Source organism: Streptomyces sp. NPDC059080 (assembly GCF_042739975.1).
GTDB classification, from domain to species: Bacteria; Actinomycetota; Actinomycetes; order Streptomycetales; family Streptomycetaceae; genus Streptomyces; species Streptomyces benahoarensis.
Genome location: NZ_JBHYGX010000002.1, coordinates 258,640 through 282,602, shown reverse-complemented (window position 1 = coordinate 282,602; position 23,963 = coordinate 258,640). Strand labels below are relative to the sequence as shown.

Genomic DNA, 23,963 nt, shown 5'->3' with positions numbered 1-23,963 from the left:
CCGTTTTCCGCTCCCGTCCCCCTGCCGGAGCGCACACCCGATAGGCCCGTCCTGCCATGCCGCTCGCCTTCCTCCACCGTCTGCGTGACCGAATGCCGCACCGCCCTGCCTCGCCCCTTCCCGGTGGGGCGGGCGCGTTGGATCTGCGGGTGGACGATCCCGTCGGACTGCCGATGGCGGGCGTGACGGTCTCGGTCCGCAACCTCGGCGCCCAGGAGGTGACGCAGGGGCGGACCGACCCCAACGGGCGGCTGACGGTGACGCTGCGGCCCGGTACGTACCGGCTCGTGGTGACGTCCGACGGCTTCCGCCCGGTGCGGTGCGAGGCCGAGGTGGTGGCGGGCGAACGGACCGCGCCGCGCCCGATCGCCCTGGAGCCCGCCCCGGCGCTGCCGCTGCCCGCCGCCGGGCAGTGGCGGATCGACCCCGACCACAGCGCCATCCGCTTCACCGCCCGGCACATCGGGCTCGCCGAGATCCACGGCCGGTTCAACCGCTTCGAGGGCGGACTGTGGATCGGCGAACGGATGGCGGACTCGCGGGTCGAGGTGGCCATCGAGGCGGCGAGCATCGACACCGGGGTGCGGATGCGGGACGAGCATCTGCGGTCGGCGGAGTTCCTGGACGTGGCGCGGTTCCCGTATCTGCAATTCACAGGGGAGCGGTTCGTGCACAAGGGCGGCGGCCGCTGGGCGGTGCAGGGCGTGCTGCATCTGCACGGCGTCAGTCGCACGGTGCAGCTCGACACCCGCTACCTCGGGATCGGTACGGGCATCGCGGGCGAGACCCGCACCGCCTGCCAGGCCGTCACCGAGCTGCACCGTGAGGACTTCACCCTCGACTGGCGCAAGATGCTGGCCAAGGGCATCGCCGCGATCGGCGCGACGATCCGCGTGGAGCTGGACATCCAGGCGATCCGGCCCGAGTAGCGGCCCGCGGACGCGAGGGCGGAGGCGCACGGTTGCCCACCGTGCGCCGCCGCCCTTTTCCGCGTCGTCCCGGTCCGTGTCCTGCCTCACTCCCGAGGCCGGTGGCGGCCGGAATCACACATGTCATCGTACGATGACATCAGTCGCTGACATCGCGGCGTCGCCGAAACAGGAGGAACTGGCCGTGGAGCCCGCCCGAACAAGGTCCCCGTGGCAGGAGCGGGCGCTGGTGCCCGTGCTGGTGTCGGTCGGGATGCTGGTGGCGATCATCAGCAGCCTGGGCGCGCCGCTGATCCCGACCATCGCGCGGGTCGACCATGTCTCGCTGGAGCTGGCCCAGTGGTCCCTGACGGTGACGATGCTGGTGGGCGCGGTCGTCACGCCGTTGATGGGGCGGCTGGGGGACGGGCCGCACCGGCGCCGGGTGATCCTCGGCGGGCTGGTGCTGACGCTCTCCGGCAGCCTGCTGGCGGCGCTGCCGACGGGCTTCACCGGGCTGCTGGCCGGGCGGGCGCTGCAAGGCGTCGGCATCGCCCTCACCCCGCTGACCATGGCCACCGCCCGTGACGCGCTGCCGCCCGAGCGGGCCCGGCACACGGTGGCGACCCTCTCCCTGACCGCCGCCGCCGGGGTGGGCCTCGGCTACCCGCTCACCGGCTTCCTCGCCCGGTATCTGGGCCTCCACGCCGGATTCTGGTTCGCCGCCCTCGCCTCGGCGCTGGCGCTGGCGGCCCTCGTCGTCGTCCTTCCGCCGTCGCCGCGCAGGGCGCAGCATCCGCTGGACATCACCGGGGCGCTGCTGCTGGCCGCGGGCATGGCCGGGCTGCTCCTGACCACCACCGCGGGCGGCCGCTGGGGCTGGACCTCGCCGCGCCTGATCGGGCTGGCCGGGGCATCCGTGGCGCTGCTCGCCTGGTGGGTGGTGCACGAGCTGCGCACCCCGCACCCGCTCGTCGACATCCGCCTCGTCCGCGACCGGCAGGTACTCGCCGCCGACCTCACCGCGGTGCTCTCCGGCGTCGGGATGTACGTGATGCTGTCGATGGTGCCGCAGTACGTGCAGACGCCGCGGTCCGCGGGGTACGGGTTCGGCGCCTCGGTGGTGATCGCCGGGCTGATCCTCACGCCGTTCTCGGTGGCCAGCATGGTCTCCGGGCGGTTGGTGCGGCTGGCCTCCCGCTCCGTCCCGCCGGGCCGGATGCTGCCGCTGGGCTGTCTGATCTGCCTGGGCGGGACGGCGTTGTTCACCTGTGTGCGGGGCGGGTTGTGGGAGGCGTTCGTCGCCATGGGGCTCATCGGGCTGGGCGCCGGGGTCACCGTGTCCGTGATGCCCGCCCTCATCGTGGGGGCGGTTCCGGCGCACGAGACCAGCAGCGCGTTGAGCTTCAACCAGGTGGTGAAGTACATCGGTTACTCCTCCGGCAGCGCATTCACCGCGGCGGTGCTCGCGGCCCACCCCGGGACCGGCGGGCTGCCCGCCGAGAGCGGCTACCGGGTGGCCGGGCTCGCCGGGTGCGGGGTCTGGGTGGTCACCGCGCTCGTCGGCTATCTGCTGGTGCGCGTCCGGTCCGGGCGGACGGCATCCGGCTCCCTGGGGGCGGCGCCGGTCGCCGCGACGCATAAAGTGGCGGTGACGGAGGGTGAGCCCGCGGGGCGGGAGGATGTGGAGGCACGGCGGTGACCGGCACTCAGGAGGCGCGCCGCAGGGATTCCGCGCGCAGCCGCGAGGCGCTGCTGCGCGCGGCGAGCGAACTCTTCTCGGAGCGCGGCTTCGACCGCACCACGACCCGTGACATCGGCCGCCGCGCGGGCGTGGACCCGGCGCTCATCGCCCGGTACTTCGGTGGCAAGACACAGCTCTACCTCGCCGCGGTCGAGGCCGAACGGGGCGACGCTCCGGTCAGCGACCTCCTCGCGCCGGACCGGCTGCGCCAGGTCCTCGAAGGTGCCGCCCGCCGGGGCCTCGTCCCCATCCTCCAGGTCGGCGTCCAGCCGCTGAGCGACCCGGAGGCGGACGCGGCGGCCCGTGCCGCGCTGCACGACCGGCTCGTCGAGCCGCTGCACCGCCGGTTCGTGGCGGAGGGCCGGGCGCAGCCCCGGCTGCGCGCCGAGATCGTGGTCGCCGCGGTCATCGGCATCGTGCTGGGCCGCAGCTCCGGCGCCTTCGAGGAGTTGGGCGAGGTGGCGTCGGACGATCTGGCGGCGCTGCTCCAGGAGACGCTGCGGGGCGGCGAGTAGGAGCGCGCGGCCCGGTACGCGGACGCGCCGCGGCCCCGGTCCCCGCGGGGAGGTGTATGGGCTGGACGCCGACATCCTGCGGGCCCCGGGCGACGGGGCACCGGTCGTCGTCCCCCGCGCGGGCACACCGCTGCCGACGTCCGCAACCGGCCGGCTGACGGCGCCTGCCGTGCGGTACGGGGCGGCGGACGCGCCACCGCCCCGTACCCCCGCCGGGCCGCGCCCGGCCAGGTCGCGTCCCGCGGTTCGGGAGCCCGGGACCGGCCGCGCTCCGGCCGGACGCCGGGTCAGCGGGGACCGGCCAGGACCTCCGCCGCGGCGACGCCGGAGGCGGCCGTCGCACCGTACGTGAACAGCCGGACCGCCCCGGGCACGTCCGGCCCGGGCAGCCCCATCTCCACCACGACCGCGTCGGGCCGCGCCGTGACGAGAGTGGCGAGCGCATCGGCCATCCAGCCGTGCCGCGCGGCGTCGCGCACCACCACGACCAGCGGGCGCCCCGTGGCCGGGGCCAGCGCCTGCTCCTCCAGCACGCCCGGGCGGCCGGTCACCTCCTGACGGGGGATCCGCACGGACGTGGTGCCGGGCAGCCGCTCGCGCAGCGGCGCGCCGACGCCCCACGGTGTCTCGTCGCCGACCGCGAGGTTGGTGGACGGCACCAGCTCCACCACATGCGCCGGTGCGGCCAGCGGCAGGACACCGTCGCCCGCGCCACTGACCCGCAGGGCGCGCCGCGCGGCGACGAAACCGATGTCGCGGCGGACCGGGTCGGCGGGCACCGAGCGGCGCAGCCCGGCCGACCAGCGGGCGAACTCGCCGACCCGGTCCGCCGCCTCGGCCAGCCGCTCCTCCGGCAGTGTGCCCGCGGAGGCGGCGGCGATCAGCGCGCCGACCAGGAGTTCCGCGGTGTCCTCCCCGGCGTTCTCCCCGCCGACGCAGAGCGCGTCGGCGCCCGCGGCGACGGCCCGCACCGCGGCGCCGTCGATCCCGTAGAGGCCGGTGACCGCGCCCATCTCGATGGCGTCGGTGACGATCAGCCCGTCGAAGCCCAGCTCCCCGCGGAGCAGATCGACGAGGATGCGGCGGCTGAGGGTGGCGGGCAGTTCCCGGTCGTAGGCGGGGACCAGGAGGTGGCCGCTCATCACCGCGCGGACGCCCGCGTCCAGAGCGGCGCGGAACGGCGGCAGCGCCTGCGCCGCGATCTCGTCGGCGGCGGCGTCGTAACTGGGCAGCCCGTGGTGGGAGTCGACGGCGACGTCGCCGTGGCCGGGGAAGTGCTTGGCGCACGCGGCGACCCCGGCCGACTGGAGCCCGCGGACCCAGGAGGAGGCGTGCCGGGAGACGACCTTGGCGTCGACGCCGAACGACCGGACGCCGATGATGGGGTTGTCGGGGTTGGAGTTGACGTCGACGCTGGGCGCGTAGTCCAGGCTCACCCCGGCGGCGTGCAGCTGACGGCCCAGGTCCCGTGCGACGGCCTCGGTCAGCTCGGTGTCGTCGACGGCGCCGAGCGCGAAGTTGCCCGGCCGGGTGGCGCCGGTCGCCGCCTCCAGGCGGGTGACGTCACCGGCCTCCTCGTCGATGGCGATGATCAACTCGGGGTTCTCCGCGCGTAGTTGCGCCGCGAGCTGCGCCACCTGCTCCACGCCGGTGATGTTCCGGGCGAACAGCACCACGGAAGTGAGCCCCTCGCCGATGGCGCGCAGGATCCACGGGGGCGCCACGGTGCCGGTGAACCCGGGCTGGAGGACGGAGAGGGCGAGCCGCCGCAGTTCCTTGCTGTGCATGGTGGAGGACATCGACCGGCCTTCCGGGTAGTGCCGACACATCGCCACGGTGTTCATTGGTACAGGCCAATGGATATTGGCCTGTACCAATTACCGCTGTCAAGGGGCCCCCGCCGCACCTGCCGGCTACCGCCTCGCCGTCCGCCGCCCGCCGCGCCCCCCGCCATGCCTCCCGCGTCTCTCGCTCCGCATGCCAACGGCCTTGAAAAGCGTGGAGATTGACGCTGCGTTGAATACCGGACCACTGTTGACACGCGTCGTGGTCTAGTCCATTTTGGTGTGACGCGAGTGAAGCAAGGGGCGTTTGTGACCCGCCCTGGGCAGCGCGGCACACCCGCCGCCGCTGCCGGGGAGGGCCGCCCTCCTCCCGGTACGGGGCGCCGCGCGGCGCCCCACCGCCACCGACGCGCCCGTCCGGAACCTCCCGCATCCGCTGCCCGCCCCACCGGGCCCGCTGCGGCGTACCCGGGAAACGGCCCCGGCCACCGGACCTTCGAGCCTTGGAGTGCACATATGCCGGTCCCCGACCACCTGCACCGAGCACCCTCCGGCGTCCCCTACTTCAGCGCGGACGCCGACACCTACCTGGCCCGCACCCCGCTGCGCGACCTCGCCAAGACCCGCCCGCTGCGGGTCCTGTCCGAAGCGGACTTCGCCCACTGGCAGACCTACGGTCACGTCGTTGTCAAAGAGGCGATCCCCGCCGCGTCGGCGGCCGGACTCCTCGCCTTCGCCTGGGAGTTCCAGGGCCTCGACCCCGCCCGACCCGACACCTGGTACCGCGACCGCCCCTACCGCTCCGACCTCGACCGGGAACTGCACATCTACGGCTTCGTCGAGGCGTACCACCACCATCTCCTCTGGGACAGCCGGCAGGCGCAGCGGGTCTACGACGCGTTCGTCGACGTCTGGGACTGCGAAGAGCTCTGGGTGACGCTGGACCGCCTCAACCTCAACCCGCCCAATGTCAAAAACCGCGACCGTGCGCTGATCCCCGCCACCGACCGCGGATTCGACATCACGCTCCACTGGGACATCGACACCTCCCTCGGCATCCTGCCGCAGCGCGTCCAGGGAATCATCGCCCTCAACGACACCGACCCCGCATCCGGCGGATTCCAGTGCGCCCCGGAACTCTTCCGCGACTTCGACCGATGGAAAGCCCTCCAGCCACCGGACCGCGACCCCATCCGGCCCCGCATCGACCCCGCCGAAATCCCCGTTGTCCGCCCCGAACTGCGCGCCGGTGACCTGCTGATCTGGAACGGCGCACTCGCCCATGGCGTCGCCCCGAACACCTCCGCCGACGGCGTCCGCGCGGTGCAATACCTCTCGATGATGCCGGCCCTCGAATCCCACGAGGAATTGCGCCGCTCCCGTATCGCTTCCTGGCGCCATCTCCGTACCCCGGAATGGAACGCGACGCTGCTCGGCGACGCCGTACGGCACGAATCCCTCCGTTACGGCCGGGCCGCGCTCCATCCGCTCGGCGCCAGACTGCTGGGCCTCGAATCCTGGAACGGACATCCCACCGCACAGCCGACCGGAGACGGGGCATGGACCGCATCTGTCTGACCCTTCCCACCAACCGGGAATGCACCGCCACCCTCACCGCCCTCGGCGAGGAAGCCGCCTACGCGGCCGACCACTTCGGCGTCGAGGCCGATCTGCTGATCCTCGACTCCGCCGCCGCCCCGGACCGCGCCCGCCACGCCCGCGCGGCCCACGCCGCCGCGAGGGAGCACGTCACCGTCCACCACCTCGACGAAGCCGCCCAACGCGACTTCCTGCGCCGCGTCATCGACGGCGCCGGGCTGCCCAAACCCGACCTGATGCTCGACCTGATGCTCCCGGACCGGCTCTCCTACGGCGCCTGCACCAACCGAGCCTTCCTCCTCGCCGCCGCCCTCGGCTGCCGCTCCGTCCACCGCCGCGACTCCGACAGCCGCTATCAGACCCACCACGGCGAACCCGTTTACCCGATCCACCATGAACTGCTCTCCCTCGGAAAGCGCGCCCGCGACGCCGCCGACGCCGTCACCGAGAATTCCCTCGACGCCCACCACGCCGGCAAACCCGTCGTCATGGCCGGCGCCTCCTTCGTCGGCGAACTCTCCGTCGACATCGGGGAAATCCGCGCGGCCGACCCCGACGTCTACCGGGACATCGTCGGACTCTGGGCCCCCGAACACTGGTCCGCCGAAGAGAAAAGGGAACTGGCGGACGTCTCTTTCCTCGGCGCCGGAACCGATCCCTTCACCGGCGACCATTCGACACTTGCCCTCGTCGACCCCCTGCACGTCGACATGTGCAACATCGGATTCCACCGCATTCAGGAAGACGTCCCGCTGCCCCCGGCCACCGACACCATCGGCAGCGACTATTTCCTCTTCCACCTCGCCCGCAGCGCCACCCTCCCCGGCGTGCTGCACAACCGCCATATCGTCAACTACTACACCGGGGAGCGCCGCACCGACGCCGGATTCCTGGCCTATCAGACCCGGTTCGTGAAATTCCTCCTCTCCATGCTCCACCTCCACCACCTCTACGAGCGGATGGCCCACGCCGGGCCCGCGCTGCTCGACGGCGACGACCGGGTACGCGCCGCCGACATCGCCCTCTTCGCCCGGGAGAGCGCCCGCCTCGACCCGGCGGAGAATCTGCGACGGCTCACCGTCCTCGACCGCTCCTACCGCCGTCTCGGCGGCCGCTACGCGGACTTCGCCGACCGCCTCGCCACACAGCGCGCCCGTTTGCTCGACGAAGCCCGGCGCGACATCGAGGACTTCGCGCTGCTCACCGAGGCATGGCAGCGCCTCGTCGCGGCGAGCGCGGCGACCGCCGTGCACCCCGCCGCCCACCGCCCGGACCGAGGGCGCCGATGAACGGCCCCGGCGCCCGGCTGCGTACCGCCCTCGCCGCCACCGACGACGACCGCCTCCTCCTCGATCTCACCGGCATCGAGGAGAGCTACGACGCGCTGAAGCGCGAACTCCCGGGCATCCACGTCCGGTTCGCCATGAAGGCGTGCCCCGCCGACGAGGTCCTCGCCCACCTCGCCCGGCGCGGCGCGGGCGTCGACGCGGCGAGCCCCCGCGAGATCACCCAGGCCCTCGCCGCCGGTGTCCCGCCCGGCCGAATCCACTACGGCAACACCGTCAAATCCGACCGGGACCTCGCCCACGCCCACCGGCTGGGCATCACCGACTTCGCCACCGACAGCACCGAGGACGTCGCGGCCCTCGCCGCGCACGCCCCCGGCGCCCGCGTCTTCTGCCGCCTCGCCACCGACGGCGACGGCGCCCTCTGGGGCCTCACCGGCAAGAACGGCTGCTCCGCCGACGACGCCGTCCACGTCCTGGAATCCGCCCGGCACGCCGGACTGACCCCCGCCGGGCTCTCCGTCCACGTCGGGTCGCAGCAGATGACCGCCGACGCCTGGCGCACCGCCCTCGACCGCCTCGGCACCGTCCTCGCCGCCCTGCGACGGCGCGGTATCACCCTCGACCACCTCAACCTCGGCGGCGGACTGCCCGCCCTCGGCTACCGCGACCGGCACGGCAGGGACCTCGACCCGCCGCTCGACAAGATCCTCGCGGTTCTCCGCGAGGGCATGCGGCGCCTCGCCGACGACGCCGGTCACCCGCTGGACTTCCGTATCGAACCGGGCCGCCACCTCGTCGCCGACCACGGTGCCATCCGCGCCCACGTCAGCCGCCTCGCCACCCGCCGCGCCCCCGACGGCACGCCCCGCCCCTGGCTCTATCTCAGCTGCGGCAAGTTCAACGGCCTCTACGAGATGGACGCCGTGCAGTACCGCCTGGTCTTCCCCACCCGGCCGGACAGCCGCACCGTGCCCGCCGTCGTCGCCGGGCCGACCTGCGACAGCGACGACGCGTTCTCGCCCGACCACCTCGTCCCCGTCCCCGCGGACGCCGCCTCCGGCGACCCCGTCTGGATTCTCTCCAGCGGCGCCTACGCCCTCAGCTACCTGACCCGCGAGTTCAACGGCTTCGCCCCGCTCCCGTACAGCTGCGTCACCGACGACGGCCCCACCGCATCCGAAAGGGATCCGGCAGATGAGTCCTGACCTGCGGATACGGCAGCTCGCCGACGGCGACTGGGACGCCCTCACCGCCCTGGAGGCGGCCACCTACGCCCCCCTCGGCCTCTCCGAGGGCCGCGCCGCCCTCCAGTCCCGGGCCCGCGTCTCCCCGGCGACCTGTTTCGTCGCCGAGAGCGGCGAGCGGCTTGCGGGCTATCTGCTGGCCCTGCCCTACCCACCCCACGCCCACCCGCGGCTCACCCGCGCCGAGCAACGCCCCTTCGTCTCCCGCAACCTCCACCTCCACGACCTCGCCATCGCCCCGCCGCAGCGCCGCCGTGGCCTGGCCCGGCTGCTGCTGCACCACCTGACGGCCACCGCCACCGCGCACGGCTACGAACAGATCTCGCTGATCGCCGTCGGCGGAAGCCACCCCTTCTGGACGGCCCGCGGCTTCGCCCCCGACCACCGGGCCGCCGCCCCCGGCCCCGACTACGGGCCGGACGCCGTCAGCATGGTCCGCCCCCTGCCCGCGCGCGCCGGACGCGCCACCGGAGTGCGGCGCCCCGTACGCCACCGCCCCGCCGCGCCCCACGAAGTGAGCTGATCGCGTGTTCCGACTCGACGACCCGTTCCGCCGCGCCCTGTGCGCCATCGCCGCGCTCTTCTGCTGCCTCGGCTTCCAGTACGCCACCTGGACCGCGCGGCTACCGCAGCTCAAGCACGACCTCGGGCTGAGCGCCGCCGAGGTCGGGCTGCTGCTGATGGCCGCCGGGGTGGGCGCCGCGGCGTCGTTCCCGCTGGTCGCGGCCCTGATGCGGCGCCTGGGCTCGCACCGTCTCGCACCGCTGGCAGCCCTCGGCCTGGCGGCGGCGCTCCTCGCGCTGGCCGCCGCGCCGAACTACCCGGTCGCCCTGGCGGTCATGTGCGTCGACGGGGTCCTGGTGGGCTGCCTGAACGTCGCGATGAACGCCCAGGGTGCTGCCCTGGAAGCCGCGCACGAGCGCACCGCCATGGCCCGGCTGCACGCGGTCTTCAGCGGCGGCTCCCTGGCCGCGGCGCTGCTGGCCTCCGCCACCCACGCGATCACCCCGTCCGTGGCCACGCACTTCGCCGTCGCCGCCGTACTGCTGGTCGCGCTGGTCGCCTTCGCGGCGCCGCGGCTGCTGCGGGAGGAGCCGCCCCCGGCGGCCGACGAGAAGGAGAGGACGGAGCGGCCCCGCGGCGGCTGGCGCCTGCCGACGGCCGTGACGCTGTGGATGTGCTGCGCGATGGTGTTCGGCACCCTCACGGAGGGCGTCATGAACGACTGGTCCGCGCTCTACCTGACGGACGTGACGCACGCCGCCGCGGAGATCGCGCCGCTCGGCATCGCCGTCGTCTCCGGAATGATGGTGGTGGCGCGGCTCTTCGCCGACGGCTGGCGCAGCCGCTTCGGCGACGGCCGCGTCGTATGCGTCGGCGCCGCCCTCGCGGGCGCCGGGCTCGCCCTGGCGCTGCTGAGCGGCGGCGTCGCCCCGGCACTGCTCGGCTTCGCCTGCGTCGGCCTGGGCGTCGCCGCGGTCACCCCGTGCGTCTACGTCGCCGCGGCGCGGCAGGGCTCGGACGCCCTCACCCTCGTCGCCGCCATGGGCACCACCGGGCTGCTCGCCGGCCCGCCGCTCATCGGCTTCCTGGCGGGCGCCGCAGGGTTGGTCTGGGGGATGTCCGCCGTCGCCGCCTCGGCGCTGGTGGTCGCGGTGTGCGCCACCCGCATCCGCTGGCCGCGGCCCGCCTGAGCGGACGCGTCGCCGGGCGGCGGGGCCCGGCGACGCGGCGGGGGCTCAGGACTGTGCGTCCTTGGCTTCCTTCTTCGCCTGCTCCGCCGCCTGCTTCTCCTTGATGCGCACGGTTTCCTTGCGCACCTCGGCCTGGGTGGCGCGCTCGCGCACCAGCCACTCCGGCTGCTCCTGCTTCAGCGCGTCGATCTGCTCGGTGGTCAGCGGCTCGGTGACGCCGCCCCGGGCGAGGCCCGCGATGGAGACGCCGAGCTTCGCCGCCACCACCGGACGCGGGTGCGGGCCGTCGCGGCGCAGGTCCGCCAGCCACTGCGGCGGCTCGGCCTGCAGCGCGTTCAGCTCCGCGCGGGAGACGACGCCCTCCTGGAACGCGGCGGGCGTGGCCTCGAGGTACACGCCCAGCTTCTTGGCCGCCGTCGCGGGCTTCATGGTCTGGGTGGTCTGCTGGGACTTCATGAGGTCAAGGGTATCGAGCGCCGGGGCGGCCGCCGACCACGACCGGATACCCTTGCGGCGTGACAGGCTCGGAAGTATCCCCGTCGTTCCGCCTCGTGTACGTCCCCGGCGTGATCCCCGGTAAATGGGTGCGGATCTGGCAGGAGCGGCTGCCGGACGTCCCCCTCACCCTCGTACCGGTGTCCGCCGCCGACGCCCCCGCGGCGCTGCGCGCCCGCGACGCGGAGGCGGGCTTCGTCCGGCTGCCCGTCGACGACGACCTCCACGCCATCCCGCTCTACACCGAGACGACCGTCGTCGTGGTCCCCAAGGATCATCTGCTCACCGCGGCCGAGGAGGTCACCACGGCCGATCTGGCCGACGAGACGGTGCTGCACCCCCTCGACGACACCCTCGGCTGGGAGACACCGCCCGGCGAGGCGGCGTTCACGCGCCCGGAGACCACCGCGGACGCCGTCGAGCTGGTCGCCGCCGGTATCGGGCTGCTCGCCGTCCCGCAGTCCCTCGCCCGCCTCCACCACCGCCGCGACCTCACCTACCGCCCGCTCACCGACGCCCCGGTCTCCCGCATCGCGCTGTCCTGGCCCAAGGAGGACCCGGCCGAACTGGTCGAGGACCTCATCGGCATCGTCCGCGGCCGCACCGTCAACAGCACCCGCGGCCGCCCCGCCGCCCGGACCGCCGAGCACCCCACGTCCGGCACGCGGAAGGGGCAGGACGGCTCCGCTCGCAAGAGCGGCGACACGGGCCGGGGCCGCGGCGCCGCCAAGGGCCGCACCGCACGCTCCGGCGGCGCGAAGAGCACCCGCCGCGGGGCGCCCCGGCGCCGGCCGTAGCCGTACGGGAGCGCCCGGGGCGGAACCGGTACACGGCAGGACGGGCCCGGTCGGAGCGGCACCACTCCGACCGGGCCCGTCCCGTACGCCTCCTCAGTCCCGCGCGCCCGTCGTCTGCGGCTCCGTCCCGTCGTCGACCGGTACGCCCAGGGGCCGGGCGAGGCCCACCACGCCCTCGTCGACACGCTGGAGATGGCGCAGCACGCGGGAGGCCACCGAACCGGTCGGCGGGGTGCGGCTGCCCTCCTCCTTCAGGATCGCGGCGATGCTGGCACCGGCCCCGACCTTCGCGTCGGTCGGCTCGTCACGGACGTGGGCGGCGACCACTTCGATGTTGCGGGCGATCCGCTGCCCGGCCCGGCCCAGCCGCGGGTCGGCGGCGACGTTCCGGCTGTCCGGCACCAGCTCGGCGGTGGCCGCCAGCGACCGGGCGTGGAACGCGGAGGTCTCCAGCAGCGCCACCAGATAGCGCGCGGTACGGCGCCGCCCGCGCAGCGGGGTGATCGGATGCGTCAGCGGTTTGGTGGACGCCCGCAGGTCGTCCAGCGCGGTGTCCAGGTCCCGGGCCCGGCCCAGCAGGTCCGATGCGGGCCCGCCGCAGAGCTGTTCCACCGCCGCCGACACCACGTCGCCGAGCCGGTCCAGGACGGTGCCCAGCAGTTCGTCGGTGCGGCGGTCGGTGTGCACCGGCAGCACCACCATCGCGGCGATGATGCCGCAGACCGCCCCCAGCGCCGTCTCCTCGATGCGCAGCACCAGGACGTCGGGGCTGTAGGTGTGCAGCAGCGTGTAGAGCATCCCCAGCATCGCCGTGACGAAGAACGACATCAGGGCGTACGACAGGGGAGCGGTGAAGAACATCGCGAAGATGAAGAGCAGCACGAGCGCGAACGCGATCCAGGTGTGGTCGCCGACCAGACCGGCCAGCACCACACCGGCGACCACGCCGACGACCGTGCCGAGCACCCGGCGGTAGCCCTTCACCAGGATCTCGCCGGTGGACGCGGTGTTGAGGAAGACCACCCAGCAGGTCAGCACCGCCCAGTACCAGCGCTGGGTGGAGAGGAACTCACCGCCGACCATGGCCAGCACCGAGCCGACCGCCACCTGGCACGCGGCGCGGGTGGTGGGCCGCTGCCATCCCGTCCGGTCCTCCTCCGGCTCCCCCTCGGCACCGGCGAGCGCCACGTCCTCCGCGTCGAACTCCTCACGGGAACGGGTCGTCGCCGGGGAGTCGTTGGACTCGTCCTGCGGCCCGTCGAGCGCCAGGCGCAGACCCAGCACCGCGCGGGCGACCTCACCGAGACCGCGGAAGACGTCCTGGACGGCGGTCGAGGCGCGCGGCAGCTTGTCCTCGTCGCGGTAGCCCAGCAGACGGTTGCGGACGTGGGCGACGGCGGTGCCGCGGTCGGCGGACGTGGGGTGGGTGACGAGGTGGTGCAGGGCGTTGAGGTCACGGCGGAGGGTGGCGGTGACCTTGTCGTCCGCGGCGATGAGGTCGGTGCCCGACGTCGCCACCGTCGCGTCCGGCAGATGCAGCGTCAGGGTGTTGGCGCGCTCCGCGCTGCGGGCGTTGAGCAGCAGAACGCCCAGCCGCTCGGTGGCGATCTCGGCGTCCGCGATACGCCGCTCCAGCAGCGCCGCGGTGGCGGTGTCCCGGGTGCCCTCCTCCAGCCGGTCCTGGATCATCAGGGCGGCCTCGTGCAGCCGGGCGGTGCGCTCGCGCAGATCGGCGACGACACCGTCCAGCTCCTCGGGCCCGGCGTCCAGCAGCTCCAGCTGACTGGCCACCAGCTGCGCCAGCCGCGCCCGGAACGCGTCGCGCAGCCGCCGCAGGATGCGCTGCGGCGTCTCCGGTACGACGGCGAACCGGACGACGGCGCTGCACGCGAAGGCGAGGACCAGCGTCAGGCAGAGCATCGGCAGCCCGTCCACGGACGAGCCGACGAAGAGCGAGACGAAGTAGATCTGGAAGCCGATGAGCCCCAGCGCGGTGCCGCGGTCGCCGAAGCGGCGGCAGTAGACCGCGCCGAAGATCAGCAGGATGAAGAACGCGTCACCCGCAACGATGCGGGAGTTGAGGAGTGCGCTGAGCGACACCGCCGCCAGCGCCACGGGCAGGCCCAGCGCCAGCGTCACCGCCTGATCGCGGACCTGCTTCTCCTTGATGGCGAAGGTGGCGACCATCGCCGTCATCGCCCCCGCGACGGTGTGCGTCATGTCGGTGCGGAGCACCGTGAGCACCGTGAGGGTCAGCGCGATGGCCGCGACCGTGCGCAGCCCCGCCATCAGCCGCAGCAACCCGGGGTCGGATGCCGCGAATCGGTCCCAGACGCCGGCCGCGCCCCGCCGTATCCCTGCGCTCACGCTGACGAACTCTCCCCACCTCTGCCCTGACCTGCGGATGCCTCAGCATGGCATGCGGACCCCGGGCCGGACAGAGGCGGTGGCTCGCGCGCACCCGGCGAGGAAGTTTCCGGCCGGGCGGCCCGTACGAGGGTCAGACGCGCAGCACGCGCACCCCCGCCCCGTCCAGCGCCTCGGTCTCCTCCCGCGGCGCGCGGGCATCGGTGACGACGGTGTGGAGCGCGTCGGCGGGCGCCACGGTCGCGAGGGCGGTACGGGAGAGCTTCGGCGCCGGGGCGACGGCGATGACGCGGCGGGCGGCGGCGAGCGCCGCACGTTTGACGGCCGCGTCGTCCAGGTCGTACGCGGTCAGACCGTCGGCGGCGGTCAGCCCGCAGCAGCCGAGGACGGCGGTGTCGAAGCGGACGGCGGCCAGCGAGGCGAGGGTGAGCGGGCCGGTCAGCGACAGTTCGCCGGGGCGCGGCCGTCCGCCGGGCAGCAGCAGCGTCAGCAGGGGAGCGGCGGCCAGCGCGTTCGCGGCGTGCAGGGAGAGCGGCATCACCGTCAGCCGCCGCGGCTCCAGCGCGCGGGCCACCTCCAGACAGGTCGTCCCGGCATCCAGGACGACGGACTCGCCGTCGGCCAGCAGCCCGGCGACCTCGGCGGCGATCCGCCGCTTGGCCTCCTGCCCCTCCCGGGCCCGCAGCGCGAAGGGCGGCTCCTCGCCGCGGAGCAGCAGGCTGCGGGCGCCGCCGCGGTAGCGCTCCAGGACGCCGTCGGCGGCGAGGAGTTCCAGGTCGCGGCGGATGGTCATCTCGGACGCGCCGGTGAGCGCGGCGAGTTCGGCGACGCCGAGCCGCCCCGCCTCGCGCAGCGCGTCGATGATCCGCTGATGCCGTTCGGTGTTTCCCACCCCGCAATTGAACATCTGTGATGTGCGAAAGGCAATCTTACGAACGGAATACTTGTGCGGTACGTTCCCGGCATGGACGACCGACCGCGCCCCGCCGACGACCGACCGTTCCCTGCCGCAGCGTCACCACCACGCGCCGCCCGCCTGGCCACCTTCGCCTTCTTCGCCCTGAACGGCTTCCTCATGGGGATGTGGATCGTTCACCTCCCCGCGGTCGAACACCGCACCGGCGTCGACCACGCCGTCCTCGGCCGTCTGCTGCTGCTCCTGGGCGCGGGCGCCTTCGCCGGGATGCGGCTCGTCGGCCCGCTCGCCGACCGGTTCGGCGCCCGCCGCATCGTCCCGTCCGGCGCGGCGCTCTGCGCGACGGCGCTGGTGCTGCCCGGTCTGGCCACCGACGGCTGGACGCTGGGCGCGGCGCTCCTCGTCCTCGGGTTCGGCAACGGCGCGCTGGACGTCGGGATGAACGTCCACGCCGTGCAGGTCGAACGCGCCTACCGGCGGCCCGTCATGTCCGCCTTCCATGCCACCTTCTCGCTCGGCGGCGTCCTCGCGGCGCTGGCCGGTGCCCCCGCGCTCGGCCGGGGCTGGCCGCCCGCCGCGACGCTCGCCGCCGCCGGACTCCTGGGCCTGGCCGCCACCGCCTGCGCGGCACCCGCGCTGCTCCGCCGGGAGCCGGAGCCGGAGCCCGAGCCGGAGCCGGAGCCGGAGCCGGAGCCCGAGCCCGAGCCGGGCCCGGACGCGGCCGGTCGCCCCGCCGACGGCCGGCCCGCCACCGGCCCGGAGCCCGCTCCCCGGCGCGGGCGGCGCACCTCCACCCGGGTCCGCGCGCTCGCCGGACTCGCGCTGCTGCTGATGCTCTGCGAGGGCGTCGCCAACGACTGGAGCGTGCTGCATCTGCGGGACATCCTCGGCGCCCCCGCCGCGACCGCCGCGCTCGCGTACGGCTGCTTCTCCACCGCGATGACCGCGGGCCGCCTTCTCACCGACCGGGTGGCGGCCCGGCACGGCCCGGTCGATGTCCTGCGGTACGGCGCGGCGGTGGCGGGCACCGGGCTGACGGTGGCGGCGCTCTCTCCCTGGGTGCCGCTGGCGCTGATCGGCTGGGCGGTGTCCGGCATCGGACTCTCCGGCTGCGTACCGCAGTTGTTCAGCGCCGCCGGGCACGCCGACCGGGACGCCGCCGGGGCCAACGTCTCCCGCGTCGCCGGCCTCGGCTACCTCGGCATGCTCGCCGGACCCGCCGTCATCGGCCCGCTCACCCGTGTCCTGCCGCTGAACCTCACCTTCTTCCTGCCGGTGGCGTTCTGCGCGGTCGCGGTCTGCGCGGCCGGGGTGCTGCGGCCGCCGCCCGCCGCGCCCGTACGGGAGGGACGCGCCGCCCGGCCGTCGGCCCGCGACACGGCTTGCTGACGGAGCATCAGCTGACCGGGTCACCTTTCCCGTATGACGGACTCCGTGCCCCCGCCCGGTACCCGGGGCGGGGAACGGCGTTCATCCCCCGTGCACCCCAGGAATTCACGCATGGTAAAGAATGCATCAGGGCGTGCATCCATACAGTCGTATTGCGTGTCCCCAGAGTGAGCGGTCCTCCCATGTGGCCGCACCGCAAGGGTATTTGGAGTACAAATCTTGAAAATTAGTATCAAAGGTATGCGGCGGTCCGGCGCGGCAGTCGTCACCGCCGGTGCCGTCCTGTCCGCCGGTGTGCTCGCCGCACCGGCGCAGGCGGCCACCCCCACGGCGCCGTCGATCGTCGCCAAGGGCGGCTTCGTGATGAACAACGGCACGGGCCAGGCGCTCTACACCAAGGCCGCCGACACCCGTCGCTCCACCGGTTCCACCACCAAGATCATGACCGCTCGGGTGGTGCTGGGTCAGAAGGGCCTCAATCTCGACTCCAAGGTCACGATCCAGAAGGCGTACAGCGACTACATCGTCCGCAACAGCGCCTCCTCGGCTCACCTGATCGTCGGTGACAAGGTCACCGTCCGTCAGTTGCTGTACGGTCTGCTGCTGCCGTCCGGCTGCGACGCGGCGTACGCCCTTGCCGACAAGTTCGGCAGCGGCTCCACCCGGGCCGCCCGGGTGAAGTCGTTCATCGGCAAGATGAATGCCACGGCCAAGAGCCTGGGCCTGAAGAACACGCACTTCGACTCGTTCGACGGCATCAGCAACGGCTCGAACTATTCGTCGCCCCGCGACCTGTCCAAGATCGCCAGCAGTGCGCTGAGGTACTCCACGTTCCGTACGGTCGTGAAGACCAAGGCGACGAAGCAGACGGTCACCACCAAGAGCGGTGGCTACCGCTACATGTCGTGGCAGAACACCAACAACCTGCTGAGCAGCTACTCCGGCGCCATCGGTGTCAAGACCGGCTCCGGTCCGCAGGCCAAGTACTGCCTCGTCTTCGCCGCCACGCGTGGAGGCAAGACCGTCGTCGGCACCGTCCTGACGTCCTCGTCGGTCGCCAACCGCACGGCGGACGCCACGAAGCTGATGGACTACGGCTTCAAGAAGTAACCGCTCCCTCCGCCCGGGGCGCCTGACCGGACGGATCAAGGGCCCGCCCATGACCACAAGTCACGGGCGGGCCCTTTGCGTTGGGGTAGCCGATTGTCAACGCGCCGACGTTAGCGGGGCGTTAGTCGATCTTTAGGGAGCACCGCCAGACTCGCCCCGCAGGGTAGACGAGCGGGGCGCCGGTTCGCCGATATCGTCGCCCGCCCCGCCTGCTTCTTCCCTCGAACCACCCACGAAACAACAGGAGTTGATGTACATGCGTGGTCTGCGTATCGCGGCCTTCGCCTCGGCCGCCGTCGCCGTGGCAGCCGTCACGGGTGCGGGTGTCGCCTCGGCGTCCCCGGCCGGCGCGACCGCCACCGCCGCCTGCGCCCCGGGCACCCTGAAGGTCTCCCAGGCGCCTCTGCCCGAGGGGTCCGCCGGGATGAACCACGCGGGGTTCTTCCTGGTCGCCGAGAACACCGGCAGGACCGCCTGCACCTTCCAGGGCTACCCGGGCCTCGCCCTGGAGGGCAAGGGCCACCAGGCGCTCAGGACCGTCGTGCACCACGGCAGCACCTACTACGCCAAGGACCCGGGCGTCCACGAGGTCACCCTCAAGCCGGGCAAGGCCGCCTACGCCAATCTTGAGTGGACCCACAGCGGTGCGAACGCCGCGAAGGCCAAGTACCTCCAGGTCTCCCCGACCGGCAGCAACGCCCACGGCGTCATATCCCTCGACGACGCCGTCGACAACCACAAGCTCAACGTGACCGCCTGGGCGGCCAAGAAGCCGACCCCCTGAGCATCGACCCACGCGGCGGATCCCGGCTCAACGCCCCTGGAGCGCCTTGGCGTTGTCACCGAAGGTCCAGCCCTTGGAACCGTCCCAGTTGACCGACCAGGTCATCAGGCCCTTGAGGCCGTTGGCGTAGTGCTGCCATGCCTGGGACACCTGACCGGGCGCCATGTAACCTCCTCCGGCGCCCGGTTGGGCCGGCAGCCCCGGGACCTGCTTGTCGTAGGGCACCTTGACGGTCGTGCCCTGCACCACCAGACCTCTCGTCAAGAGGTCTGGACCAAAGGGGAGGGGGCTCGCCCGGCCCGCGGTCAGTCCCGGCGCGCCACCACCAGCCGGCACCGCGGACTGCCGTCCGGCCGCGTCCCCAGCTCCGGCAGCGCCCGCAGCCCGACCGCGAACCCGGCCCGCTCCAGCGCCGCACGGACCCCGCCCAGCCGGAACGGCCGGTAGTACATGACGAACGGCGGCCGCCACACCGCGTTGCGCACCCGCATCGCCCCGTCGAACGCCCACAGCGTCCAGTACAGCGCCGAACCGGGCCGCGCCGGCGCCACGACGGGGAAGACGAACCGGCCGCCCGGCCGCAACACGCCCCGCACCTGCGCGAACAACCCCGGCCACTCCCGCGGCAGGAAATGCCCGAACGCGCCGAAACTCACCGCCAGATCGAAGGCCGGGGCGAAGGGCAGCGCCCGCGCATCGCCGCGTACCCACTCCGTCCGGGGCCGGTCGCCCTCGCCGAGCGCCGCCCGGCCCACCGCGAGCATTCCGGCGCTGACATCCACCCCCACCACGCGCCGCCCGCAGACCCGCCGGAGCACCTCCACCCCGGCGCCGGTGCCGCAGCAGACATCGAGCCCGTCCTCGAAGGGACCGAGCGCCGCCAGCGCCGCCGCCGTCGCGTCCAGCACCGCGGGCGGCGTACGGAACGGCGTGTGGTCGAACGTGGGGGCCAGCAGGTCGTACCCCCGCTCGACGGAGGACAGCGCCTGCACGGCCAGTTCGCGGAGCGTGGGGCCTTGAGGGGTGAACATGGCGGATCAGCATACGGGCGGGACGCGACGACCCGGGCCCGTTGGGCTGCGCCCGGCTGTCCGCGCCGGTCCGTCACCGCCCCTCGCGCCCCAGCACCTCCCCGAGGTCGTACCGCACCGGCTCCGCCAGCTGCGCGTACGTGCAGCTCTCCGGTGCGCGGTCCGGGCGCCAGCGGCGGAACTGGGCGGTGTGCCGGAAACGGTCGCCCTGCATGTGGTCGTACGCCACCTCCAGCACCCGCTCGGGGCGCAGCGGCAGCCACGACAGGTCCTTGCCGCCGGTCCACCGGCTCGGGCCGCCCGGCAGCCGTCCGGACGCCTGCGCCTCCTCGCTGGTCCACGCCTGCCACGGATGACCGGCCACCGACGCCATCAGCAGCGGCTCCAGCTCCGTCATCAGTTCCTGCCGCCGCCGCATCGGGAACGACGCGCAAACCCCGACGTGCTGGAGCCGCCCGGCGTCGTCGTACAGGCCCAGCAGCAGCGAGCCGACCACCGGTCCGCTCTTGTGATGCCGCACCCCGGCCACCACGCAGTCGGCGGTCCGCTCGTGCTTGACCTTGGTCATCACCCGTTCGCCGGGCCGGTACGGCAGCTGCGGCGGCTTGGCGACGATGCCGTCGAGACCGGCGCCCTCGAACCGCTCGAACCACTCCCGCGCCAGCTCCGTGTCGTCGGTCGCCGGCGCCGTGAAGACCGGCGCCGCCGCCGCCCGCAACGCCGCGACCAGCGCGGTGCGCCGCGCGTGCTGCGGCTCGGGCATCAGCGCCTCGTCGCCGAGCGCCAGCACGTCGAACGCCACGAAGCTCGCCGGGGTCACCTCGGCGAGATGCCGCACCCGGGACTCCGCAGGATGGATCCGCTCCAGCAGCGCATCGAAGTCCAGCCGCCGCTCGCGCGCGATGACGATCTCCCCGTCCAGCACGCACCGCCGCGGCACCTGCGCCCGCAGCGCCTCGACGACCTCCGGGAAGTAGCGGGTCAGCGGTTTGCCGGAGCGGCTGCCCAGCTCGATCTCGTCGCCGTCACGGAAGACGATCGCCCGGAAGCCGTCCCACTTCGCCTCGTACAGGAGGCCCGGCGGGATGGTCGCGGCGCTCTTGGCGAGCATCGGTTTCACGGGCGGCATCACCGGAAGGTCCATGCACCGGATTGTCCGGGGAAGCACGGCCCGCCGCCCGCCGGGCGGCCCCGCCGCGACGGGCCTAGCGTGGGCCCATGGCAGACGCACTGGAGCTGACGGCGGGCGGACGGACGGTCCGGGTGACCCACCCGGACAAGGTCTACTTCCCCGAGCGCGGCTTCACCAAGGGCGATGTCGCCCGCTACTACCTCGCCGTCGCCGACGGCATGCTGCGCGCCCTGCGCGACCGCCCGACCACCCTGCAACGCCACCCGGACGGCGTGACCGGTGAGTCCTTCTTCCAGAAGCGCGCGCCCAAGAACCTCCCCGACTGGATCCCCACCGGCCGGATCGCCTTCCCCAGCGGCCGGTACGCCGACGAGATCTGCCCCACCGAACCCGCCGCCGTCCTGTGGGCCGCCAACCTCGGCTGCCTCACCTTCCACCCGTGGCCGGTGCGGCGCACCGACACCGAGCACCCCGACGAACTCCGCATCGACCTCGACCCGCAGCCCGGCACCGACTACGCGGACGCGGTACGCGCCGCCCTCGAACTCCGCGACGTCCTCGCCGGGCTGGGCCTGACCGGCTGGCCCAAGACCTCCGGCGGCCGCGGTCTGCACGTCTTCGTGCCGATCGCCCCCGAGTGGGACTTCACGCAGGTGCGGCGCGCGGCCATCGCCCTCGCCCGGGAGCTGGAGCGCCGCGCCCCCGACCGCATCACCACCGCCTGGTGGAAGGAGGAGCGCGGCGCCAGGATCTTCGTCGACTACAACCAGACCGCCCGCGACCGCACCATCGCCAGCGCCTACTCCGTACGCCCCTCCGCACGCGCCCCGGTCTCCGCGCCGCTGCGCTGGGAGGAGGTCCCCGACGCCGTCCCCGAGGACTTCGACCTCGCCACCATGCCGGACCGGTTCGCCGCACTCGGCGATCTGCGCGCCGCCATGGACGACGAGGCGTTCCGGCTGGACGAGGCGCTGGAGCTGGCCGCCCGCGACGAGCGCGACCACGGCCTCGGCGACCTGCCCTATCCGCCCGAGCACCCGAAGGTGAAGGGCGAACCCAAGCGCGTCCAGCCGAGCCGGGCCCGGAAGTGACGCCCGTCAGCCGGTGGCGCACCGGTAGCTGCCGTCCCGGGTGCGGGAGCGCAGTCCGCCGGTGACGGGATGACGGCGCAGCGCCGAGCAGCCGTCGTGCACGGTCGACAGCGCCTCGTCGACCTCGCGTTCGCTGGAGGAGCGGTCCGTTGCGAAGAGCGTCGCGTACCCGGCATCCCGCCCCGTTCTCACCGCCCCCGGTCCGCCCCGCCGACGTCCTGGACCAGCGGCAGCATCCGGTGCGGCACCCGCTCCCGCAGCGCCACCTCGGTGCGGGTGCGTACCACGCCCGGCAGGCTGATCAGCCGTTGGATGACGTCCTCCAGATGCGCCGCGTCCCGGGCCACCACCCGCGCCAGCAGATCGCCGCCGCCGGTCGTCGAGAACGCCTCGATGATCTGCGGCACCTCCGCCAACGCGTCGGCGACCTCCTCCAGATGCCCCTGCGTGACCTCGATGTGGACGAACGCCAGCACCGGGTGGTCCAGCGCGGCGGGGGAGAGCCGCGGCGCGTACCCGGTGATCACGCCGTCGCGCTCCAGCCGGTCCAGCCGCGCCTGAACGGTCCCGCGGGCCACGCCCAGCAGCCGTGCGTACTCCCGCACACTGGTCCGTGGCGCCTCCAGCAACAGCCCCAGAATCTTCGCGTCCAAGGCGTCCACGGCCATGCTTCCGGGCCTTTCCAGGGGCGGGATCTGTCCGGGGGACTGTAGCAATGGCCGCTCGCCCCGGGCGCCCGACGGCTGGCGGTGGTGCGCTCACCCGGCCGTGAAGCGCACCCGCAGCTCTTCGGGGCCGCGGGCGAAGACCCCGGACTCCGGCGGCGCGGTGCCGTCCGCGAAGCGCATCTCCCCGAACGCGTCGAGGAGTTGGTTGACACCGGTCTCCACCTCCGCCTTCGCCAGCAGCGCCCCCACGCAGAAGTGCCGCCCGAGCCCGAATGCCACATGGCCGGCGGCGGCGCTGAACGCTGTGGACGCCGTCAGGTCGGTGCGGAAGATGTCGAAGGTGTCGGGGTCGGCGTAGTGCCGTTCGTCGCGGTGGGCGCTGCCGATGAGGCAGGTGACGGTCGCGCCTGCCGGGATCGTCCCGCCGTCGACCGTGACGTCCGCCGACGGCTGCCGCATGATCATCTGGAGCGGCGGGGAGTACCGCAGCGTCTCCGCGAACGCCATCGGCGCCAGGCTCCGGTCGGCGCGGACCGCCGCGAGCTGCGCGGGGTGGGCCAGCAGATTGCGGACGGTCAAGGCGATCGCCTTGTCCGTCGTCTCGCCGCCCGCCGACAGCAGCAGACTCACGAACGCGGTGATGTCCCGGTCGCTCATCCGGGTCCCCTCGACCTCCGCCGCACACAGCTCCGACAGCAGATCGTCGCCGGGCGCCGCCCGCCGCTGCCGGATGACCGGCCGCAGATACGCCGCGAGTCCGTCGCGGGCCGCGAGTCCGGCGGCGGCGACCTCCGGGGCCTGCGCGAGGTTGGTGAGGAAGCCGACGACCGCGCCGTACCAGCCGTGGAAGAGATCGTGGTCGGCGCGGTCCAGGCCCAGCATGTCGACGATGACGTTGATCGGTAGCCGGGTGGCGAACTGCGCCACCAGATCGGCCTCCTCGGAGTCCCGGAACGCGTCGAGCAGTTCGCGGCTGTTCCGCTCGATCAGCGGCTGGAACCGCTCCCGCAGCGCCCGCCCCCGGAAGGCGGGCGCCACCAGGGCCCGGCGCACGGCGTGTTCGGCGCCGCTCATCTGCGGCAGAGTGCGGCCGCCGTGCGCCGGCTCCAGCTGCCAGCTGTAGTTGTCGCTGGTGAACACCGGGTCCTTGAACGCCCGCGCCACGTCCGCGTACCGGGAGAGGAGGTAGCTGTCCGTGCCCGCGTGGTGGTGGAGCGGATAGTGGTCCCGCAGGACGCGGTAGGCCGGGTAGGGGGCGGCCGCGAACTCCGGCGAGAGGATGTCGGGCGGCGGCGGAACGGTCGTCACAGACTCAACCTCGGCTTTTCTGAACGGAGTTGGCGCTTCCATGCGGGACGCTAAGCCACCGCACCCCGCCCGTCCAGAGGCCCGCCCGTCGCGCGCCC

Annotated in this window: 22 protein-coding genes and 1 pseudogene; 13 read left to right on the top strand and 10 right to left on the bottom strand. The window is 73.5% G+C overall.

Going from position 1 to position 23,963, the window contains the following annotated elements; all coding sequences use genetic code 11:
- Window positions 1-56 precede the first annotated feature (56 nt).
- The 3 genes from ACFWWQ_RS02350 to ACFWWQ_RS02340 all read left to right on the top strand — a co-directional run bounded on the left by ACFWWQ_RS02350 (window position 57) and on the right by ACFWWQ_RS02340 (window position 3,167).
- A complete protein-coding gene (locus ACFWWQ_RS02350) occupies window positions 57-929 on the top strand; it encodes a YceI family protein (protein ID WP_384588741.1) in 873 nt (290 codons plus the stop codon).
- A 133-nt stretch (window positions 930-1,062) separates the two neighbouring features.
- A complete protein-coding gene (locus ACFWWQ_RS02345) occupies window positions 1,063-2,610 on the top strand; it encodes an MFS transporter (RefSeq protein ID WP_384588738.1) in 1,548 nt (515 codons plus the stop codon).
- Complete coding sequence (locus ACFWWQ_RS02340) at window positions 2,607-3,167, top strand: TetR/AcrR family transcriptional regulator (protein WP_143939639.1); 561 nt, start codon at window positions 2,607-2,609, stop codon at window positions 3,165-3,167. Before ACFWWQ_RS02345 ends, ACFWWQ_RS02340 begins: the two co-directional genes overlap by 4 nt.
- 287 nt (window positions 3,168-3,454) lie before the next feature.
- Here ACFWWQ_RS02340 and ACFWWQ_RS02335 read toward each other — a convergent pair whose 3' ends face one another.
- Entirely contained in the window at window positions 3,455-4,966 is a 1,512-nt protein-coding gene (locus ACFWWQ_RS02335) for a glycoside hydrolase family 3 protein (protein ID WP_384588734.1), read from the bottom strand.
- Between the two features lie 501 nt (window positions 4,967-5,467).
- Here ACFWWQ_RS02335 and ACFWWQ_RS02330 point away from each other — a divergent pair.
- Genes ACFWWQ_RS02330 through ACFWWQ_RS02310 form a run of 5 tightly spaced genes read left to right on the top strand, consistent with a single transcriptional unit; the run spans window position 5,468 to window position 10,777 of the window.
- On the top strand, window positions 5,468-6,529 hold the full coding sequence (locus ACFWWQ_RS02330) for a phytanoyl-CoA dioxygenase family protein (RefSeq protein ID WP_384588731.1): 1,062 nt from the start codon (window positions 5,468-5,470) through the stop codon (window positions 6,527-6,529).
- A complete protein-coding gene (locus ACFWWQ_RS02325) occupies window positions 6,511-7,839 on the top strand; it encodes a DUF6271 family protein (protein ID WP_384588727.1) in 1,329 nt (442 codons plus the stop codon). Before ACFWWQ_RS02330 ends, ACFWWQ_RS02325 begins: the two co-directional genes overlap by 19 nt.
- The gene (locus ACFWWQ_RS02320) at window positions 7,836-9,044 is read left to right on the top strand and encodes an alanine racemase (RefSeq protein ID WP_384588723.1); all 1,209 of its coding nucleotides are present in this window, start codon (window positions 7,836-7,838) and stop codon (window positions 9,042-9,044) included. Before ACFWWQ_RS02325 ends, ACFWWQ_RS02320 begins: the two co-directional genes overlap by 4 nt.
- Window positions 9,034-9,606, top strand: a complete 573-nt coding sequence (locus ACFWWQ_RS02315) for a GNAT family N-acetyltransferase (RefSeq protein WP_384588720.1) — start codon at window positions 9,034-9,036, stop codon at window positions 9,604-9,606. Before ACFWWQ_RS02320 ends, ACFWWQ_RS02315 begins: the two co-directional genes overlap by 11 nt.
- A gap of 4 nt (window positions 9,607-9,610) precedes the next feature.
- Window positions 9,611-10,777, top strand: a complete 1,167-nt coding sequence (locus ACFWWQ_RS02310) for an MFS transporter (RefSeq protein WP_384588717.1) — start codon at window positions 9,611-9,613, stop codon at window positions 10,775-10,777.
- Between the two features lie 45 nt (window positions 10,778-10,822).
- Here ACFWWQ_RS02310 and ACFWWQ_RS02305 read toward each other — a convergent pair whose 3' ends face one another.
- On the bottom strand, window positions 10,823-11,233 hold the full coding sequence (locus ACFWWQ_RS02305) for a DUF5997 family protein (RefSeq protein ID WP_384588714.1): 411 nt from the start codon (window positions 11,231-11,233) through the stop codon (window positions 10,823-10,825).
- Window positions 11,234-11,292: 59 nt separating this feature from the next.
- Here ACFWWQ_RS02305 and ACFWWQ_RS02300 point away from each other — a divergent pair, with 59 nt between their 5' ends.
- Entirely contained in the window at window positions 11,293-12,069 is a 777-nt protein-coding gene (locus tag ACFWWQ_RS02300; RefSeq protein WP_384588711.1) for a LysR substrate-binding domain-containing protein, read from the top strand.
- Window positions 12,070-12,162: 93 nt separating this feature from the next.
- Here ACFWWQ_RS02300 and ACFWWQ_RS02295 read toward each other — a convergent pair whose 3' ends face one another.
- Entirely contained in the window at window positions 12,163-14,358 is a 2,196-nt protein-coding gene (locus tag ACFWWQ_RS02295) for an FUSC family protein (RefSeq protein WP_384588868.1), read from the bottom strand.
- A gap of 211 nt (window positions 14,359-14,569) precedes the next feature.
- The gene (locus tag ACFWWQ_RS02290; RefSeq protein WP_384588708.1) at window positions 14,570-15,328 is read right to left on the bottom strand and encodes a DeoR/GlpR family DNA-binding transcription regulator; all 759 of its coding nucleotides are present in this window, start codon (window positions 15,326-15,328) and stop codon (window positions 14,570-14,572) included.
- Window positions 15,329-15,400: 72 nt separating this feature from the next.
- Between ACFWWQ_RS02290 and ACFWWQ_RS02285 the strand changes: the two genes are divergently transcribed.
- The 3 genes from ACFWWQ_RS02285 to ACFWWQ_RS02275 all read left to right on the top strand — a co-directional run bounded on the left by ACFWWQ_RS02285 (window position 15,401) and on the right by ACFWWQ_RS02275 (window position 18,635).
- Complete coding sequence (locus ACFWWQ_RS02285) at window positions 15,401-16,741, top strand: MFS transporter (protein ID WP_384588705.1); 1,341 nt, start codon at window positions 15,401-15,403, stop codon at window positions 16,739-16,741.
- Between the two features lie 240 nt (window positions 16,742-16,981).
- Window positions 16,982-17,851: a D-alanyl-D-alanine carboxypeptidase family protein gene (locus ACFWWQ_RS02280; protein WP_384588702.1), complete on the top strand. Its 870-nt coding sequence runs from the start codon at window positions 16,982-16,984 to the stop codon at window positions 17,849-17,851.
- 256 nt (window positions 17,852-18,107) lie between these two features.
- Window positions 18,108-18,635, top strand: a complete 528-nt coding sequence (locus ACFWWQ_RS02275) for a DUF4232 domain-containing protein (protein ID WP_384588699.1) — start codon at window positions 18,108-18,110, stop codon at window positions 18,633-18,635.
- Window positions 18,636-18,662: 27 nt separating this feature from the next.
- Here ACFWWQ_RS02275 and ACFWWQ_RS02270 read toward each other — a convergent pair.
- The 3 genes and pseudogenes from ACFWWQ_RS02270 to ACFWWQ_RS02260 all read right to left on the bottom strand — a co-directional run.
- Window positions 18,663-18,899: pseudogene (locus ACFWWQ_RS02270) on the bottom strand (chitinase); the annotation flags it as partial.
- Between the two features lie 41 nt (window positions 18,900-18,940).
- Complete coding sequence (locus ACFWWQ_RS02265) at window positions 18,941-19,666, bottom strand: class I SAM-dependent methyltransferase (RefSeq protein ID WP_384588696.1); 726 nt, start codon at window positions 19,664-19,666, stop codon at window positions 18,941-18,943.
- A gap of 73 nt (window positions 19,667-19,739) precedes the next feature.
- Complete coding sequence (locus tag ACFWWQ_RS02260; RefSeq protein WP_384588693.1) at window positions 19,740-20,810, bottom strand: ATP-dependent DNA ligase; 1,071 nt, start codon at window positions 20,808-20,810, stop codon at window positions 19,740-19,742.
- Between the two features lie 74 nt (window positions 20,811-20,884).
- On the opposite strand from ACFWWQ_RS02260, the gene ligD reads away from it, so the two are divergent.
- Window positions 20,885-21,889, top strand: coding sequence for a non-homologous end-joining DNA ligase (ligD, locus tag ACFWWQ_RS02255; RefSeq protein ID WP_384588690.1), 1,005 nt, complete (start codon window positions 20,885-20,887; stop codon window positions 21,887-21,889).
- Between the two features lie 6 nt (window positions 21,890-21,895).
- Here the strand turns inward: ligD and ACFWWQ_RS02250 are convergent, their stop codons facing one another.
- The 3 genes from ACFWWQ_RS02250 to ACFWWQ_RS02240 form a co-directional block, all read right to left on the bottom strand.
- Window positions 21,896-22,081: a DUF2087 domain-containing protein gene (locus ACFWWQ_RS02250; protein ID WP_384588687.1), complete on the bottom strand. Its 186-nt coding sequence runs from the start codon at window positions 22,079-22,081 to the stop codon at window positions 21,896-21,898.
- Complete coding sequence (locus tag ACFWWQ_RS02245) at window positions 22,078-22,557, bottom strand: Lrp/AsnC family transcriptional regulator (protein ID WP_384588684.1); 480 nt, start codon at window positions 22,555-22,557, stop codon at window positions 22,078-22,080. Before ACFWWQ_RS02245 ends, ACFWWQ_RS02250 begins: the two co-directional genes overlap by 4 nt.
- Window positions 22,558-22,647: 90 nt before the next feature.
- Complete coding sequence (locus ACFWWQ_RS02240) at window positions 22,648-23,865, bottom strand: cytochrome P450 (RefSeq protein ID WP_384588681.1); 1,218 nt, start codon at window positions 23,863-23,865, stop codon at window positions 22,648-22,650.
- Window positions 23,866-23,963: the final 98 nt, after the last annotated feature.